Source organism: Bradyrhizobium sp. CCBAU 53340 (genome assembly GCF_015291645.1).
In the GTDB taxonomy this organism is placed as follows: domain Bacteria; phylum Pseudomonadota; class Alphaproteobacteria; order Rhizobiales; family Xanthobacteraceae; genus Bradyrhizobium.
Window position 1 is genome coordinate 326,435 of the sequence record NZ_CP030055.1, and the last position, 17,206, is coordinate 343,640.

A 17,206-nucleotide genomic window follows, 5' to 3' on the forward strand; every position below is an offset into this window, starting at 1 on the left:
CCTACATCCCGCCCATCTTGCAGACGAGCTTCCATTCCTCGGCCGTGACCGGCTGCACCGACAGGCGCGAATATTTTACCAGTGCCATCTCGGCGAGCTTCTTCTCGGCCTTGATCGCGGCCATCGTCACCGGCGTCTTCAGGGGCTTGTCGGCCTTGATGTCGACGCAGACGAATTTTTCGGTCTTGTCGGTCGGATCGAGGTAGGCCTCCTTGATAACCTCCGCGATGCCGACGATCTCCTTGCCCTCATTGGAATGATAGAAGAACGCCTTGTCGCCCTTCTTCATGTTCACGAGGTTCTGGCGCGCAGTGTAATTGCGCACGCCGGTCCAGGCTTCGCCCTTGGCACCCTTCGCGACCTGCTGGTCCCAGGACCACACCGATGGTTCGGATTTCACCAGCCAGTACGCCATGTTCATTCCTCTGCCTTGAAGGGCCGCGTCAAAAGCCCGGAGATCGCCGCGTCGATCGTGCTTCGGCCGCTCAGGATCGAAGCGACCGCCGTTGATACCGGCATCTCGATGTTTTGCGAAGCTGCGAGTTCGATCAGCACCGGCGCGGTGAATTCGCCTTCGGCAAGCTTGCCGGCGGGTGGCTGCTCGCCACGGCCCAATGCGAGCCCCAGCGCGAAATTGCGCGATTGCGGGCTTGCGCAAGTCAGGATCAGGTCGCCAAGACCGGACAGGCCGGCGAGCGTCTCGCTGCGCGCGCCGAGTGTGCGGCCGAGGCGCGTCAGCTCGGCGAAACCGCGCGTCGTCAGCGCAGCCTGAGCGGAGGCGCCGAGCTTGCGTCCGACCGCGATGCCGACTGCGATCGCCAGCACGTTCTTGGCCGCGCCGCCGATCTCGACGCCACGAATATCGGTGGTGTGATAGGGACGGAACGTCGCCGAGCCCAGCGCCTGCACCAGGTCGCTTGCCAAAGCCTCGTCCTTTGCTGCCAAGGTCACTGCCGTCGGCAAGCCGCGCGCGACGTCGTCGGCAAAACTCGGGCCCGACAGGATCGCGGGCTGCGCATGGGGCGCGGCTTCAATGATCACGTCGGTCATGAATTTGTGGGTGCCGTGCTCGATGCCCTTGGCGCAGGCGATGATCGGCACGGGCTTCGTCGCATGCGTGGCCAGCATGTTGACGGCGCCGCGCAGATGCTGCGCCGGAGTTGCGATCAGCAGCATCTCCGCGCGCGACGCCTCCGCAAGATCGCTCGTCACCACGATGTCGGGCGCAAGGCGCACGTCCGGCAGCCGCGGATTGTCACGGGTCGATGCGATCCGCGCCGCATGCTCGGCGTTGCGCGCCCACAGCGTCACGTTCCGTCCCGCTCGCGCGGCCACCATCGCCAGCGCCGTGCCCCAGGCACCCGCGCCGATCACCGCGACGGAGTCGAACGCGGCCATTGTCAGTACCCCGCCCGGGTCTTGCTGTAACCGGCCGGCGCGGTCGCATTCGCGTCGAGCAGCCAGCGCGCACGCGGCTGCGCCTCCATCGTGTCGGTGATGCCGAGCGCGAGGCGTTCGGCACCGGCCCAGGCGATCATCGCGCCGTTGTCGGTGCAGAGCGCGGGCGGCGGCATGATCAGCTGCGTCCCCGCTTGGCTCGCAACATCATATAATGCGCCGCGGATCGCCAGATTGGCGGCGACACCGCCGGCCGCGACCAACGCGCGCGGCGCGCCGAATTGTTCGCGGAACAGTTTCAGGCCGACGCTCAAGCGGTCGGCCGTCGAGTCCAGCACGGCGGCCTGAAAGCTCGCGCAGAGATCGCTGACGTCCTGCGGAGTGATCTCGGCGAGCCGGCTCGCTTCGGTGCGGACTGCCGTCTTCAATCCTGATAGCGAGAAATTGGCGTCGGGACGTCCCTGCATCGGCCGCGGGAACGCAAAGCGCGTGGCATCGCCATTGACCGCCGCGCGCTCGACCTGCGGCCCGCCCGGATAGGGCAACCCCAGCATCTTCGCGACCTTGTCAAAAGCCTCGCCGATCGCGTCGTCGACGGTGGTGCCGAGCCGTACATATTGGCCGACGCCGGTCACCGCGACGATCTGGGTGTGGCCGCCGGAGGCGAGGAACAGACAATAGGGAAATTCGATTCGGTCCGTCAGGCGCGGCGTCAGCGCATGTGCCTCGAGATGGTTGACCGCAACCAGCGGCGTGTCATGCACCATCGCGATCGCCTTTGCGGTGGTGAGCCCAACGATGACGCCGCCGATCAGTCCCGGCCCCGCGGCCGCCGCGACACCGTCGAGCTGGGCGAAGCCGATGCCGGCCTCGCTCATGGCGTGCTCGATGATGCCGTCGAGCAGGTCGACATGGGCGCGCGCGGCGATCTCCGGCACGACGCCGCCGAAGCGGGCGTGCTCCTCCACTTGCGAGCGCACGATATTGGACAGGATCTTGCCGCTGCCGTCAGGCGCGCGCTCGATCACGGCCGCCGCGGTCTCGTCGCAGGTGGTCTCGATGCCCAATACCAGCATTGGCGAATTGTTATCCAATTTGCGCCCTTGCGCACATCCGTAAAGCAGAGTTCTGGTAACGCGGTAGCATTCCAGGGTCGGCTTGCGCAATCGTCACGCGGCGCCTTCCTCGAATGAGTCTCCGCCACGTCGTCCGGGAACACAAGCGATGTCCATTCTTGTCACACGGCCGCATCCCGACAACGAGGCGACGGCGGAAAATCTGCGTGCGCGCGGACATGTGGTGCTGCTTGCGCCGATGCTCAAGTTCGAGCCTGTCCCTTTCCAGGGCGAGAGCGAGACGGGTTATGGCGCCATCATCGTCACGTCGGCCAATGCGATCCGCGCCGTCGTGCCGCAATTGCGCGATCTCGGCTTGCTGGGGTTGCCGTTGTTCGCGGTCGGCGAGCACACGGCGGCGGTGGCGCGCGATGTCGGTTTCACGGACGTGATCGTCGCCGGTGGCGATGCCGCTTCCTTGCGCGACAGGGTGATGCAGGGCGCGCGCGACAAGGTTCTGAAGAAGAAAAGCACCCTGCTTTATCTTGCAGGCGCGGACCTGTCGCGGGATCTCGGTGGCGAGCTTGGCGCGGAAGGCTTCAACGTGGTCACGCAGACCACTTATCGGATGGTCCCGGTCAAGATTCTTCCACGCGAGGTCTGCGAAGGCTTTGCCGCTCATGGCATCGAGGCGGTGTTGCACTACTCCCGGCGCAGCGCGCGAGCCTTCCTGGATGCGGCGCGCGGCGAAGGCGTCGAAATCTCGGCGCTGGCGATTCCGCAATGTTGCCTGTCCGAGACGGTCGCTTCCGTGCTGCGCGATGCCGGAGCGTCGCAGGTTCTGGTGGCCGCGAGCCCGGACGAAAATGCCTTATTCGACGCCTTGGAGCGTGCTTTGCGGACCCGTTTGGCGTAAGAGGACGGGCCGAATCCGACCCGATCGGGCTCGTCTCTGGTATGCAAGTGTGAGGAACCGTCACGATGGCCGACGTCAAGCCTGAAGACGCAGGCAAACCTGAAGACGCTGGAATGCCCCCCGAGCCCGGTCGTGCCAGGCGCACCCCGCCGACCATCGACCTCGAGGCAACCGAAGTCTCCACCCAACCGCAGGATTTGGCGGGCGAGCCGGCCATGCAGGCTTCCACCGGGCAGGCCGCCACCGGGCAGGCCAGTGCTGATGAGGCCACGGACGAGACGGCCAAGGACGAGACGGCAAAGGCCGAGGCGGAGCGCAGCGAGACGCAGGCCGCTGCTGCATCGGCTCCCATTTCCCCCTGGGTCATTGCGCCATTTTCCGGCGCCGTTGCGGCTGCGATCGTGATCGCGGTCGGCTGGGCGCTCGGCTGGCCCGCGGTGCAGGCGCCGCCCGCCGCGCCGCAAGTCAAGAGTGCGGCCGTCGATGCGCTCAGCGGACGCGTCGCTGCGGTCGAAGCCAAAACGGCCAGGCCCGCCGCCGATGCAGCGATGGTCGCGCGGCTCGATGCGCTGGAGAAATCTGTCGGTACCCTGCGCAGCGACATCGCCAATTTGCGCGCACAGTCCGACAAGACCGCGAGCGCATTGAACGATGCGAAATCCACGCCGCGCGATGCGACGGCCTTGCCCGGCCTTGCCGCCCTCAACGACCGCATCTCCCAGCTCGAGCGCGCCAGCACCACCGCCCGCGCCGAACTTGCGCAGCAGGGCGAGAAGATTGCCGACGCCAAGGTGATGGACGACAAGCCGTTGCGCTTTGTGGTCGCCGCCACCCTGCTCGACGTCGCCGTCCGCCATAACGATCCCTATGAGGCGCAGCTCACCGCTGCGCGGTCATTCGCAGCCAAGCCCGAAGCGCTGAAGCCACTCGATGCGTTTGCCTCGTCAGGCATTCCGACCCCGGTTGCGCTATCCCGCGAGCTTCTCAACATCGTGCCAAAGCTATCGCCGCCGCCGGAGGCTCCAGCCGCTGGCGCCGGCATTGTCGAGCGCCTCCAGGCGGGCGCGTCGAAGCTTGTCCGCATCGAGCGCACCGACGGGGTCGGCAATGACCGCGGCGCCATCGTCGCCCGAATCACGGCTGCGGCGCTGCGCAATGATTTCGTCGAGGCGCGGCGCGAGCTGAAGACGCTGCCCGAAGCTGAACGAGCGCCGGCGCAGGCGTGGTTGGACAAGGCGGATGCGAGAGACGCCGCGCTCGCGGCCTCCCGCAAATTCGCCGATGATGCCATGGCGAACCTCGCCAAGCCTGCTCAGTAAGCCTCAATAAGATTCGCGCAACAATCCGCGCGTATAGGGATCGCCATGCTTCGCATCGTCCTCTTCCTCGTTCTGATTGCGCTGGCAGGCGCCGGCGCGGCCTGGGTTGCCGATCAGCCCGGCAATGTCGTGCTGACCTGGGGTGGCTGGCGAGCCTCACCGAGCATTCCGGTGTTCGTGCTTTGCCTCGGCATCTTCGCGGTCCTGATCGTGTTGCTTTGGAGCATCCTGACCGCGATCTGGCGCACGCCGGGGCGGATCCGTCGTCGCCGTCGCGAGAAGCGCCATGCGCGCGGCCGCCACGCCATCACCCACGGCCTGCTCGCGATCGGCCATGGCGACACGGCGCTTGCCCGCCGTCACGCCGAAGCGGCGCGGCGGCATGCTGCCGATGATCCGCTCGCGCTGCTGCTGCATGCCCAATCGGCCCAGCTCGACGGTAATCGCGACGAGGCGCAGCGCGTCTTCCGCGCCATGGCCGAACGCGAGGATACGCGGCTGCTCGGCCTGCGCGGCCTGTTCATCGAGGCCCAGCGCGCCGACGATGCGGTCGGTGCCGTGATGATTGCGGAGGAAGCGATCAAGCTGTCGCCGTCCTCGACCTGGGCCTCGCATGCGGTGCTCGGCTTCCGCTGCGCGCGCGGCGACTGGAGCGGCGCGCTCGCGATCCTCGACTCGAACCTGTCCGCGGGGCTGATCGACAAGCAAGCCTATCGCCGGCAGCGCGGCGTGCTGCTGACGGCGCGTGCGCTGGAGTTGGAGACGATGGACCGCGACGTCGCGCGCGAGAGCGTGATGGAAGCGGTCAAGTTGGCGCCGACGCTGGTGCCGGCCGCCGTGCTTGCCGCGAAATTCGAGAGCGAGGCGCATCAGGTGCGCCGCGCGATGAAGCTGGTGGAAGCCGCCTGGCTCGCCAATCCGCATCCTGATCTTGCCGACGCCTATGCGCATGTGAAGCTCGGCGATGCCGCGCGGCAGCGCCTGCAGCGGGTCGAGACCCTCGCCGCGAAAACGCCGGCGGACAAGCCTGGCCATGTCGAGGGACAGCTCGCGATCGCGCGCGCGGCCATCGATGCCTCCGAGTTCGCCCGCGCGCGCGAGGTGCTCGCGCCTTACGTCAACGATCCGACCCAGCGCGTGGCGCTGCTGATGGCCGAGCTCGAGCGCGCCGAGCATGGCGACGGCGGTCGCGCCCGCGCCTGGACCTTGCGTGCGGTACGCGCCCGTCATGACCCGGCCTGGACCGCGGACGGCTATGTCAGCGACCGCTGGCGTCCGGTCTCCCCAGTCACTGGCCGGCTTGATGCCTTCCAGTGGCAGACGCCGGTGGCGAGCCTGCCCTCCGACAAGGGCACCACGATCGAATCCTCGGCCTTCGAGGAAGCCATGCTCGCCGCCCCGCGGCCGAAGCGGGTGACGGTGGCCAGCGAAGCTCCGGAGGAACCGGTCGTGATCGCGCCTGCGCCCGCGCCCGCTCCGGCCGCGCAGGACAACGTGCCCCCGGCGGCCAAGCAAGAGCCGGTGGCGCCCGCTGAGCCGGCCCCGCCGGCTCCTGAACCCGCCGAATCATCGGCGATGGCGGAAACTCCGGTGTTCCGGACCCGCGCCGACCTCGGCAAGCCTGCCCAGGCGCCGATCCAGGCCGTCATCCCGATCATCCGCGCGCCTGACGATCCCGGCATCGACGACGATGGTCCGAGCGATGAATTTACGGAACAAATCGGCACGCCAAAGGCCCAGGCCGGTGGCTGGCGGGGATTCTGGTCCCGCTGGGGCGCGTGAGGCGCATTTCGCCTGCCGCTTGTCCTTGCCAATTCGGGCCATGCCCGATATCAGGAGCGCGCGTATCGGGGCCGGCATCGCCGGGTCCCGGCAGGGTTCGCCGCAATAGCTCAGTCGGTAGAGCACGTCATTCGTAATGACGGGGTCGGGGGTTCGAATCCCTCTTGCGGCACCAGCCTTCGCAGGCTGCGCCTGCTTCGGCTCGGCAAGCCGCTTCGTAGCGAAGGCTGCCACGCCATAGCCTGAAGGGCGATGGCGGGCTCCCCCATTTTCTCGACTAGTACCGGCCAGCTTCAAGCCTTGTGCCTGCGCTTGCGTGACTTTTCTCACATCATCTCGCGCATCTCCCCCGTAATGTCCCGGTCACGCAACACGGGGAGATTTCACATGCGCAAGATCGTTCTGGTTGCCGCCATGGTTCTGGTCTCGGCCTCTGCACAGGCAGGCGGCGCGCGCAGCCTCTCGCTGGCCACGGCCAATGAAGCGGCCCCGGCTGCGCAAATGGCCGCGCCGACGACTGCAGCTGTGCAAGTAAGCGAAGTTGCCCCTGTCGCTGATGCGCCGAAATATGTCGATCGGCCGCCGGCGGTTTCGACCACAGCGCCCGCCGCGGCAACCACGACCACGTCCGCGCCTGCCGCGACCAGGCCTGCACCGAAGACGGCGAAGGCCGAAAAGCCCCGGCACAAGAAGTGGACCGAAGGTCGCATCATCGCCGAGCTGCACCGCCACGGCATTTACTGGTAAGGGGCGCACAATCTCAAAATGAAAATGGCCGGGCAGAGCCCGGCCATTTTGCTTTTCGAGACCTTCCGCGCTTAGCGCTGAGAGACCGTCTGCACCACGCTGGAGACCGGGCGCGCGTTGGTCGCACTGCTGGACGCCGGCACCTTCAACTCCTTGAGGATGGCTTCGTCATACTCGGGCAGCGAGTCGAACGTGGTCTTGGCCTTGATCTGCACCACCTTGTAGCCGCCGGCCTTGAGGCGCGCGAGCAGCGTCGGCAGCGCTTCGCCGGTGCGCTTCTGGAAGTCGTGCATCAGGATGATGCCCTTGCCGAGCTTGTCGAGCTTGGTCATCACGTTGCTGACGATCTTGTCCGGAGTGTTCTCCTTGCGGAAATCGAAGGAGTCGATGTCGGTCGAGAAGATTCCGAGGTTGCGGCTGCCGAGATAGCTTACGAGTGCCGGGCTCTGCGACAGCTGGGGGAAGCGGAAGAACGGTGACGGATTGGTGCCGAGCGCCCATTTCACCGCGCTGAAACCCTTCTCGATCTCGTCCCTGGCCTGCTGCTCCGTCATCTTCTTGCCGGCAAGATTGACGTGCGACCAGGTGTGCGTGCCCACGGTGTGGCCCTGAGCCAGAACCTGGCGCAAGATTTCAGGATGCCAGCTGGCATGCTTGCCGACCGAGAAGAACAGGCCCTTGGTGCATTCGTCGGCCAATGCCTTCAGCACAGCCGGTGTGTTGTGCGGCCAAGGGCTGTCGTCGAAGGTCAGCACGACCTCCTTGTCGGCGAGGAAATCAAACTGCTTGAACTGCTCGAATCCGAAGCCCGGACCGCCGGTGGTGTCGATCTCGACGACGCGCGAGACGCCCAACGCATCCGGATTGGTGCAGGTCGTGGTCTGCTGAACCGGAACCGGCGCGGGCACTGGGGCCGGAGCGGGCGCGGCGGCTACCGCGGCGGGCTTGGCGGCGATCGTCGCCGTGGTCTCGACGTCATCCCTGGCGGCGAGCTTGGCCGGTGCCGGCAGAGGATCGGCAGCACGGGCGGCTGTTGTCTTGGGGGCGCCCTGATCGGCGCGGGAAGAATAAAAGTACCAACCTCCGGCGATCACGACCGCCGCGAGGACACTGGCCAGCATCAGGCCTAACGCATTACGCATCGCTACTCTTTCCAAATACGCAACCAAACCAGCGGAATTTCCCGCGCGACGAGCCATTAATGCGAAGGAACAGTTAACGTGACACCAACGCGACAGCGGATGCGGAGGAATTTCAGATAGGTGCGCCAAAGTGACCGATGTCACAGAGGGGCGGTCGCACGTGACCATCATCACAGTGGAAACGACCGTGCTGGAGCATCGTAGCTCCCATCAACAACGGGCCCGCGCACCCGCGGTGCCAATGGGAGCTTCAAATGACGAAGTCGGTTTCCGCCAAAATCCGCGACACCAGTCTGGCTCTGGGTTTCGCCGCCATCGTTTCGATCGTCTCGACGACCTCGAGCTTCGCCTTCTCGGCCGAAGCGCAGCAGATGTGCACTGGTGATGCGTTCCGCCTGTGCTCCTCGGAAATTCCCAACATCCCGAAGATCACCGCCTGCATGATGAAGCATCGCTCGGATCTGAGCGCCGGCTGCCGCGCGGTGATGGACAAGGACCTCGCCAAGGGCGCCTCACGCAAGGTCGCTGACGCCCAGGACGGTCAATAAGAGACGGTCAATAAGAGACGGCCAGTAAGAGCGCAGCGATCGCGTTGTTGCCGAACTCCCCTCGCGACGTGCCCCGGCATCAGGCTGGGGCCTCGCAGCGCCACGAGGCCGGCTGTAAACAAAAGCCGTTGCGGCTAAGGGATCGTCGCACTAGCTTCGCCCGCACATCTCAAGGGTACGAGGCATTACGCGATGACCAGATTTCTTTTCATTGTTTCGTTGGTTCTGTGCGCATCGGGCGCGTCCGCGCAGCAGCAGCCTGGCCACGACGCTTGCGCGCGTGACGTCACGCGCTTCTGTCGCGCGGTGATGAACAATGGCGATAGTGCCGTGCTCGCCTGCCTGAAGGAGCACCGCGCTCGTCTCAGCAAGGCCTGCGAAAAGGTGCTGACCGAGCACGGGCAGTAACGTCAACTGCTAGCGGCTGATGGTGCTCCCCGCCGCGGTCGCGACAACAGGCAGCACCTCGGCGCTGGCGCGGTCCGGCGTCTCTTCCTTCCAGCGCACCGAGCCGAACGGCCGCTCCAGCATGCGGCGGATCCGCACTGGCTCGGGGCCGAGATGGAAATCGATCGCCTGCTGATGCAGCGCGCGTTCGGACTGGGTCGAACGGTTGCGCTGGCGCAAGTAATCGAACCAGGTCGGACAGTGATAGCGTTCGGTCCACAATTCCGGATCGGCGATATCGCGCGCGATCGACCAGCCATAGGCGCCGTTGCGCTGGCGGGAGAGCTGCACGTCCTGCATCACATTATGGAAGGCGCGCGCATTGTCTTGGCTGACGCGATATTCGATCTCGACCACCAGCGGTCCGCTGCGCCCCGTCAGCGACAGCTTGACTTCAGGGTCGGCCAGCACCGCGGCATCCTCGTTGCGGGCGCCGACGCGCGGCATCGTGAGCCAGAATCCCAGCAGCGGCGAGACCAGCATCAGGCCGGCGGCCGTCAACAGCGCGACCTCGACGCCGGCATAGTCGGTGAGATGGCCCCAGCCCCAGGCGCCGATCGCGATGCCGCCGGAAATCGAAGCCTGGAATGCGGCGAGCGAGCGTCCGGCGACCCAGCGCGGCGCGGAAAGCTGCACGCCGATATTGAACAGCGCGACCGAGGCCATCCAGACCGCGCCGGCCAGCACCAGCGCGACCGCCGTCAGCACCGGTTCGGTCGAGAGCGCAAGCGCCGCCATCGCGAAGGCCATCGTGATCGTGCAGGCGCGGATCGCCGCCTCGCCGCTCATGCGCTTGCGCAACTCGTGAATGTTGAGCGCGCCGACCACCGCGCCCATGCCGAAGGCGCCGAGCATGATGCCGTAGGTCTGCGCGCCGCCATGCAGCAGATCGCGCGCGACCAGCGGCATCAGCGCCATCACGGCGCCGCCGATCAGGCCCATCACCAGCGTCCGCAGCAGCACGATCTTGATTGGCGGCGAATTGGTGATGTAGCGGAAGCCGGAGACCATGGCGCGGTTGAGCTTTTCCCGCGGCAGGCGCGACGGTTCGGTGGTCCGCCGCCAGAGCAGCAGCACCACCAGCAGCGGCAAATAGAGGATCGCGTTGCAGGCGAATGCCGCGACCGCGCCGGCTGCGGCAACGATGACGCCGCCGACCGCGGGACCGAAGCTGCGCGCGATGTTGTAGCTGATGCCGTTCAGCGCCACCGCCGACGGCAGTGCGTCCGGCGGCACCTGCTCGCTGACCGAGGACTGCCAGGCCGGTCCGAACAGCGCATTGCCGCTGCCGACGACGAAGCAGAAGGCCAGCAAGGATTCCGGAGCGATCAGCTTGAGCCCGGCGAGGATCGTGAGCGCGGACGCGCCGGTCAGCGCGATCATGAGCGCGACGAGCGTCACGATGCGGCGGTCGTACATGTCGGCGATGGCACCGGCCGGCATCGAGATCAGCATGATCGGCAGCATCAGGGCGGTCTGTACCAGTGCCACCTTGTCGGCCGAGGCCGCCATCTGCGTCATCGCCCAGGCCGCGCCCACGCCCTGGATCAGGAGGCCGAGATTGGAGAGCAGGCTGGCGAGCCAGATGCGCCGGAATACGGTGTACCGCAGGGGCGCCGTGATGGCGTCGGCGGAACGTCTCTGGCGGTTGGTCTGCTCGGTCATATCCTCTTCCAAGTCGTCTGGCAGAAATGGCTTCAATGATTCCGGCCTCTTCAGTGATGCCTGCGAAAGTCCTTCGCTGTCCAGTGGTTAGGCCGCTATAAGCGGTGCAAAGACGTGGTTTCATCGGGGAGGAACAGATGACGCTGTCACGACGGACGATCCTGCAAGGTGCGGGTGGCCTGGCTTTCGCGGCTGCGAACTTCCGGATGGAAGCGCTGGCGCAAACGCAGCCTGCAGCCCAGGGCACGGACAAGGGCTCCGAGGTGCCGCCGATCCTGTTCGTCCACGGCAACGGCGATTACGACGCACTCTGGATGACCACGCTGTGGCGGATGGAATCCAACGACATCGCGCACGACCGGATGATGGCGATCAATTTCACCAATCCGACGGCGCGCGCCGACGACACGGTCGAGCAGGCCAACCGCTCCTCGACCGAGGATCAGCGGCGCGAGCTTGCCGCCGCCATCGCCGAACTGAAGCGCCGCACCGGAGCGGCGCGCGTGGCGCTGGTCGGCAATTCGCGCGGCGGCAATTCCATCCGCAACGTCATCAAGAATGGCGGCGCCGGTGATGTCAGTCACGCCGTCCTGTGCGGCACGCCCAATCACGGCGTATTCGCGCTGGATGATATGCTCGGCAGCGAATTCAATGGACGCGGGACCTTCCTGCGCGGCTTGAACGATGGTGACAGCGAGGTGACGCCGGGCGTCGCATTCCTCACATTGCGCAGCGACGGCATGGACAAATATGCGCAGCCCGATGGCCGCTTCATCGGCAGACCGGGCGTGCCGACCAATGTCACCGCTGAAGGACCGGAGCTGAAGGGCGCGACCAATCTCGTGCTCGGCACCATCGATCATCGCGAAACGGCGTATCACCCGCGCGCCTTCCGCGAGATCTACAAGTTCATCGCCGGTGGCGAGCCCGCGCGCATCGCGATCACGCCGGAGCGGACCGTCCGCATCGGCGGATTGGTCACGGGCGCGGTCGACGGCGTGCCGACCAACCGTCCGGTCGCCGGGGCGACAGTTGAAGTTCACCATGTCGACCGCGAGAGCGGTGAGCGCAGGGGCGATGTCGTGCACCGTGCGACGACGGGTGCGGACGGGCGCTGGGGGCCGGCCGAGGTCGATCCCACCTCGGCGCTCGAGATCGTCCTGACCTCGCCCGATGCCCCGACCACGCACTTCTACCGTTCGCCCTTCCCGCGCTCCTCCGACGTGGTGCATTTGCGCGCCGCCCGGCCGTTCATCCCAGCGGACAAGGACGCCGGCGCGGTGCTGATCATGTCGCGCCCGCGCGGCTATTTCGGCCTGCCGCGCGACATCGTTCTATTCGACGGCCGGGAGCCCGCCGACGTTCACCCGGGGGTGCCCACGGATGCGGCAGCAACCCTGCGCCTTTCGGCCAGTGAGGTCGGGCGTAACGTCGTGGCCCAATTCAACGAAGAACGAATTGTGGCACGCGCCTGGCCGGCCTCCGAGAACAGGATTGCGGTTGCCGAACTGACTTACTAGCTATTTGCCTGAGCCAGATCTGCGGGAGAGAGCCATGAACATCGCCGGCGTGCGACGGCCCATCATCCCTCTGACCCCGCCGCGCGCGCCGGACAATCTGTCGTTCTTCGGCCGACTTGCGGTGATCAGGCAGAACATGATCGCCACCTGGGGGCAGCGCGCCTATGAGGAAGAGATCATCCAGGGCCGCTTCCTCCTGCACAAGAGCTTCATCCTGAACCGGCCGGACGCGATCCGGCATGTCCTGCTCAACAATTACGAAAACTACACGCGGACGCCGGCCGGCATCCGCATGCTGCGTCCGGTGCTCGGCGAAGGTCTCCTGCTTGCAGAGGGCCACTCCTGGACATTTCAACGCCGCACGCTGTCGCCCGCGTTCACGCCGCGCGCCACCGCCAACCTCGTCCCTCACATGACCGCGGTGCTCGACGAGACCATCGCGAAACTGGACGCGCGCACTAACGAGCCGGTCGATCTGCGTGAGGTCATGCAGCGGATGACGCTGGAAATCGCCGGGCGCACGATGTTTTCGTTTGGCATGGACCGGCACGGCCCGACCCTGCGCAACTTCGTCATGGAATATGGCGAGCGGCTCGGCCGGGCCTACTTCCTCGACATGGTGCTGCCGGTGTCCTGGCCGACGCCGATGGATCGGGCCCGCGCCCGCTTCCGCACGCGCTGGACCGAATTCGTCGGGATGCTGATTGCCGAGCGGCGCGCGGCGGGCAAGAAGAATGGCGCGCCGCCGCGCGATCTGTTCGACCTCATGGACGAGGCGCGCGATCCCGAAACGGGCAAGGGGTTTTCGGACGAACAGCTCGTCGACGAGGTCGCGACCATGATCCTGGCCGGCCATGAGACCACCGCAACCGCGCTGTTCTGGGCGCTCTACCTGCTTGCGCTCGATCCTGATACCCAGGAGGAGGTCGCCTCCGAGACTCGCGGCGAGCATCTCGACAGCATCGCCGATATCGATCGGCAAAAATTCACACGCGCCGTGATCGACGAGGCCATGCGGCTCTATCCGCCGGCCTTCCTGATTGCACGGGCCGCACGCGACAAGGACATCGTGGCCGGCGCTGCGGTCAGCAAGGGCGACATCATCATGATCGCGCCCTGGCTGCTGCACCGGCACGAGAAGCTGTGGGACCAGCCGAACGCCTTCATCCCAAAACGCTTCATGTCGAAAGAGCCGCCTGACCGTTTCGCTTATCTACCATTCGGCGCCGGCCCGCGTGTCTGCATCGGCGCGCCGTTTGCACAAGCCGAGTCCGTGTTGGCGCTGGCCCGGCTCATCGGTTCGTTCCGCGTCGAGCTGGCCGATAGGATTCCCGTGATCCCGCATGGCGTCGTCACGACCCAGCCGGATCGCTCACCCTTGTTCAGCATCACGCGTCGGTAGCAGGCGATTGCTGGCCGACGGCGTGGTCCAACAGAGATAGAGTTATGCCATGAGCGACATCCAGGCTCAGTTTTCCGTTCTGAAGCAGACGGCCGATCCCGTCGTCGTCGAGGCCATCGCCGAGCTGATCGCCAACGGGCATGATCGCGACCTCAACCGCATCAATGCGCTGGACTTTGCCGATCGTACCGGGCTCGATCAGGAGAAGGTCATTTCCGGATTTCTGCACGCCTCGCGGCTCGGCCTGTTCGACATGAGCTGGAACGTGCTGTGCCCCGGCTGCGGCGGGGTGCTGGGCGCACATACGACGCTGAAATCGCTGAAGCACGAGGACTACAATTGCGCGCTTTGTGCCGCCGGATACGAGGCGTCGGTCGATGAGATGGTTGAAGTGGCCTTTACCGTCAGCCCGCGGGTGCGCCGCATCGGCGCTCACGATCCCGACACACTGCCGATGTGGGAATATACGCGGCAGATGTTCTGGAGCTCCGGCGTCGACATCAACGAGGAGGCTTTTTCGCGCCTGATCAACGACGTGACGTTGGAAGCGTTGGAATTGCCATCAGGCGAGAAGGCGATCCTGTCGCTGAACCTGCCCAGCCAGTTCATCATCGTCTTCGAGCCGGTTACCCATTCCGCCCATTTCCTGGATGTCCGGGGTGATCCGACCAGCGAACGCCAACAGCTCTCGATCATGTTCAACAAGCTGGAGGCGCCGACGGGGACCACAGTGATGCGCCCCGGGCCGTTGCGCCTCACACTGGAAAATCAATCGGGCAATCGCGTGTTGCCCTCGGTCTGGATTGCCGCCGACGCGCTGCACGAGATAATCGGCAAGCGCAAGCCGATCCTGACCGCCAAGAGAATGCTGTCGAACCAGACGTTCCGCGACGTCTTCAAGGCCGACAATCTAAACGTCGATCAGCGATTGAAGATCACGTCACTGACTTTCCTGTTCACCGACCTCAAGGGTTCGACGGCGCTGTACGAGCGGGTCGGCGACCTCAGCGCGTTTGATCTGGTACGCGCGCATTTTCGGGCGATTCTGGAGATCATCGCCGCCGAGAAGGGCGCCGTCGTGAAGACGATCGGCGATGCCGTCATGGCGACCTTCGTCAGGCCCGAACATGCGATTACTGCGGGGCTGCGCATGCGCGCGGCCATGGATGATCTGAACAAGCAGCGCGGCGCCAACGATCTCGTTCTCAAGATCGGCATTCACGAAGGGCCGTGCCTCGCGGTGATGCTCAACGAGCGGCAGGATTATTTCGGCCAGACCGTCAACATCGCCGCGCGCGTGCAAAGCCTGTCGACCGCGCAGGAGATTCACATCACCGGCCCGGTGCTGGACGCGCCAGCGGTTGCCGAGATCCTGCGGGGGCGCGAGATCAGGCCGATCCAGAAGCAGGCGGCGCTCCGCGGCATCGCCGACAAGATGGTGGTGTACGAGATACCGTGAGGGACGGGGGCGATCGCCACAGACTCCGTCATCGCGAGCGCAGCGAAGCAATCCAGGATCTTTCCGCGGTGACAGTCAGGATTGCTTCGCTGCGCTCGCAATGACGATTTGGGGGGCCAAGCCCGGCCACGACGGAGAGATTGCCGAAACGTAATGCGGCGCGCGGAACTGACGCACGTTGCGCCGGTTGAGTTTCCCGCTCATATAATGCTGGTACCGCCGCGCTCCTTGCGGCGTCATCGATTTCGGTAGGACCTTATGCTCGACGGCCTGCGCCAATTCATCGCCGACATTGTTGCTCCCCAAGCCCAGGACCGCACCTTCGGCGACAGCGATTACCGGCTGGCGGCGACCGCGCTGCTGATCCACGTGGTCTCGCTGGACGGTCAGCCGACGCAGGCCGAGCAACGCAAGCTGCACAGCCTGATCGAAAGCCATTTCAAGCTCGATCGGGGCACGGCCGACCGGCTGATCGCGGATGCAACGCAGGTCGAGGGCGAGGCGGTCGACCTCTATCACTTCACCAGCGTCATCATGCGCTCGCTCGATGAAGAGGGCCGCAAGCGCATCGTCCAGATGATGTGGGAGCTGGTCTATGCCGATGGCCAGGTCACCGAGTTCGAGGACAATGTCGTCTGGCGTGCCTCCGATCTCCTCGGGATTTCCCAACGCGACCGCATCGATCTCAAACACGCTGTGGCGGACCGCGCCGGGGCAGAAGTCAGGGACAGCGCTGTCGGCGGCTGAACCATCGTCACGGCGGTATGATCGCCGGTTGTACCAACCACATGACGAAACTTTAATGTAGCGCTCACACGCGTCGGTTCCGGATTCCCCTGAGATTCCGCGGTTTTTTCCGCTTTCCTGCTGCCCGCTCAGGCCCCCATGCCGCCGGTGCCGCTTGCTTGTCGCGCGCGGCCTATGCTCAGTTCCGCTAATTACGGGGCCAAAAAACTTCGATTCAAGAGACTGCAATTGTGACTGAGCGGGTAACGTTGATCACCGGAGCCTCGGCGGGCATTGGCGCGGAGCTGGCGCGTGTGTTTGCCGCAAATGGACACCGTTTGGCGTTGACCGCGCGGCGTGCCGACCGGCTCAAGGCGCTCGCGAATGAGCTCGCCACGACATGCGGTAAGAAGCCGATCGTGATCGCCTGCGATCTTCAGCAGGCCGATGCCGGCGAACGGATCGCCGCCGCGCTCGCCGCCGAAGAGGTCGAGCTCGACAATCTCGTCAACAATGCCGGCTTCGGGGTGTTTGGCGACGCCATCGAGCGCGACCGCGACGAGCAGGTCGGCATCGTCGACGTCAACGTCCGGGCGCTGACCGATCTGTCGCTGCGCTTTGCCGATCAACTCATCAGGAACAAGGGCGGCCTTCTCAATGTCGGCTCAGTCGCGGGCTTCCTGCCGGGTCCCGGCATGGCGGTCTATTACGCGTCCAAGGCCTATGTGATTTCGTTCACGGAGGCGTTGCGCGCGGAGCTCGCGCCACGTGGTGTTCGCGTCACCGTGCTGTGTCCGGGGCCGGTGCCGACCGAATTCCAGGGACGGGCTGGTGTTGGCTCCGGGCATGATACGGCCATGCTCAACGTCTCGGCCGCCGACGTTGCACGGCAGGCCTATCGTGGCCTGATGGCGAACAAACGGGCAGTGCTGCCGGGATTCGGCATCAAGATTGTGCCGTTCGCGCTGCGCTTCTTCCCGCGCGGTTTCATCCTGTCCGCCACCAGCCGGTTCCAGCGGCAGCGGCACTGAAGAAAATCTGCAGCACCCGTAGTGGCCCGGAGCTTGCTTCAGTATCGGG

The 17,206-nt window shown here is 65.5% G+C and carries 16 protein-coding genes and 1 tRNA gene; 12 read left to right on the top strand and 5 right to left on the bottom strand.

The window, feature by feature from the left end; genetic code table 11:
- Nucleotide 1: 1 nt before the first annotated feature.
- Genes XH89_RS01505 through tsaD form a run of 3 tightly spaced genes read right to left on the bottom strand, consistent with a single transcriptional unit; the run spans nucleotide 2 to nucleotide 2,474 of the window.
- Nucleotides 2-415 carry an EVE domain-containing protein gene (locus XH89_RS01505; protein WP_194465389.1) on the bottom strand — a complete coding sequence of 138 codons (414 nt, stop codon included), beginning with the start codon at nucleotides 413-415 and terminating at the stop codon, nucleotides 2-4.
- Nucleotides 416-417: 2 nt separating this feature from the next.
- Nucleotides 418-1,398 (bottom strand): NAD(P)H-dependent glycerol-3-phosphate dehydrogenase, encoded by a 981-nt coding sequence (locus XH89_RS01510; RefSeq protein WP_194465390.1) that lies wholly within the window; start codon nucleotides 1,396-1,398, stop codon nucleotides 418-420.
- Nucleotides 1,399-1,400: 2 nt separating this feature from the next.
- On the bottom strand, nucleotides 1,401-2,474 hold the full coding sequence (gene tsaD, locus XH89_RS01515) for a tRNA (adenosine(37)-N6)-threonylcarbamoyltransferase complex transferase subunit TsaD (RefSeq protein WP_194465391.1): 1,074 nt from the start codon (nucleotides 2,472-2,474) through the stop codon (nucleotides 1,401-1,403).
- Between the two features lie 148 nt (nucleotides 2,475-2,622).
- Here tsaD and XH89_RS01520 point away from each other — a divergent pair, with 148 nt between their 5' ends.
- The 5 genes from XH89_RS01520 (at nucleotide 2,623) to XH89_RS01540 (ending at nucleotide 7,217) form a co-directional block, all read left to right on the top strand.
- Entirely contained in the window at nucleotides 2,623-3,369 is a 747-nt protein-coding gene (locus XH89_RS01520) for a uroporphyrinogen-III synthase (protein WP_194465392.1), read from the top strand.
- A gap of 65 nt (nucleotides 3,370-3,434) precedes the next feature.
- A complete protein-coding gene (locus XH89_RS01525; RefSeq protein WP_194465393.1) occupies nucleotides 3,435-4,688 on the top strand; it encodes a COG4223 family protein in 1,254 nt (417 codons plus the stop codon).
- Between the two features lie 45 nt (nucleotides 4,689-4,733).
- The gene (locus tag XH89_RS01530; RefSeq protein WP_194465394.1) at nucleotides 4,734-6,470 is read left to right on the top strand and encodes a heme biosynthesis protein HemY; all 1,737 of its coding nucleotides are present in this window, start codon (nucleotides 4,734-4,736) and stop codon (nucleotides 6,468-6,470) included.
- 99 nt (nucleotides 6,471-6,569) lie between these two features.
- Nucleotides 6,570-6,645 (top strand) — tRNA-Thr (locus XH89_RS01535).
- Nucleotides 6,646-6,857: 212 nt separating this feature from the next.
- Complete coding sequence (locus XH89_RS01540; RefSeq protein WP_194465395.1) at nucleotides 6,858-7,217, top strand: hypothetical protein; 360 nt, start codon at nucleotides 6,858-6,860, stop codon at nucleotides 7,215-7,217.
- Nucleotides 7,218-7,288: 71 nt separating this feature from the next.
- Here XH89_RS01540 and XH89_RS01545 read toward each other — a convergent pair whose 3' ends face one another.
- Nucleotides 7,289-8,359 carry a polysaccharide deacetylase family protein gene (locus XH89_RS01545; RefSeq protein WP_194465396.1) on the bottom strand — a complete coding sequence of 357 codons (1,071 nt, stop codon included), beginning with the start codon at nucleotides 8,357-8,359 and terminating at the stop codon, nucleotides 7,289-7,291.
- A 254-nt stretch (nucleotides 8,360-8,613) separates the two neighbouring features.
- Here XH89_RS01545 and XH89_RS01550 point away from each other — a divergent pair, with 254 nt between their 5' ends.
- Nucleotides 8,614-8,907, top strand: a complete 294-nt coding sequence (locus XH89_RS01550; RefSeq protein WP_194465397.1) for a hypothetical protein — start codon at nucleotides 8,614-8,616, stop codon at nucleotides 8,905-8,907.
- Between the two features lie 192 nt (nucleotides 8,908-9,099).
- Entirely contained in the window at nucleotides 9,100-9,315 is a 216-nt protein-coding gene (locus tag XH89_RS01555) for a hypothetical protein (RefSeq protein ID WP_194465398.1), read from the top strand.
- 9 nt (nucleotides 9,316-9,324) lie between these two features.
- Here XH89_RS01555 and XH89_RS01560 read toward each other — a convergent pair whose 3' ends face one another.
- A complete protein-coding gene (locus tag XH89_RS01560) occupies nucleotides 9,325-11,019 on the bottom strand; it encodes an MFS transporter (RefSeq protein ID WP_194465399.1) in 1,695 nt (564 codons plus the stop codon).
- A gap of 137 nt (nucleotides 11,020-11,156) precedes the next feature.
- Here XH89_RS01560 and XH89_RS01565 point away from each other — a divergent pair, with 137 nt between their 5' ends.
- The 5 genes from XH89_RS01565 to XH89_RS01585 all read left to right on the top strand — a co-directional run bounded on the left by XH89_RS01565 (nucleotide 11,157) and on the right by XH89_RS01585 (nucleotide 17,157).
- Nucleotides 11,157-12,539: a hydrolase gene (locus tag XH89_RS01565; protein ID WP_194465400.1), complete on the top strand. Its 1,383-nt coding sequence runs from the start codon at nucleotides 11,157-11,159 to the stop codon at nucleotides 12,537-12,539.
- Between the two features lie 34 nt (nucleotides 12,540-12,573).
- Entirely contained in the window at nucleotides 12,574-13,941 is a 1,368-nt protein-coding gene (locus XH89_RS01570) for a cytochrome P450 (protein ID WP_194465401.1), read from the top strand.
- Nucleotides 13,942-13,990: 49 nt separating this feature from the next.
- Nucleotides 13,991-15,400, top strand: a complete 1,410-nt coding sequence (locus XH89_RS01575) for an adenylate/guanylate cyclase domain-containing protein (protein ID WP_194465402.1) — start codon at nucleotides 13,991-13,993, stop codon at nucleotides 15,398-15,400.
- 258 nt (nucleotides 15,401-15,658) lie between these two features.
- Nucleotides 15,659-16,147 carry a TerB family tellurite resistance protein gene (locus XH89_RS01580; RefSeq protein WP_194465403.1) on the top strand — a complete coding sequence of 163 codons (489 nt, stop codon included), beginning with the start codon at nucleotides 15,659-15,661 and terminating at the stop codon, nucleotides 16,145-16,147.
- 230 nt (nucleotides 16,148-16,377) lie between these two features.
- Nucleotides 16,378-17,157 (top strand): SDR family oxidoreductase, encoded by a 780-nt coding sequence (locus XH89_RS01585; RefSeq protein WP_194465404.1) that lies wholly within the window; start codon nucleotides 16,378-16,380, stop codon nucleotides 17,155-17,157.
- Nucleotides 17,158-17,206: the final 49 nt, after the last annotated feature.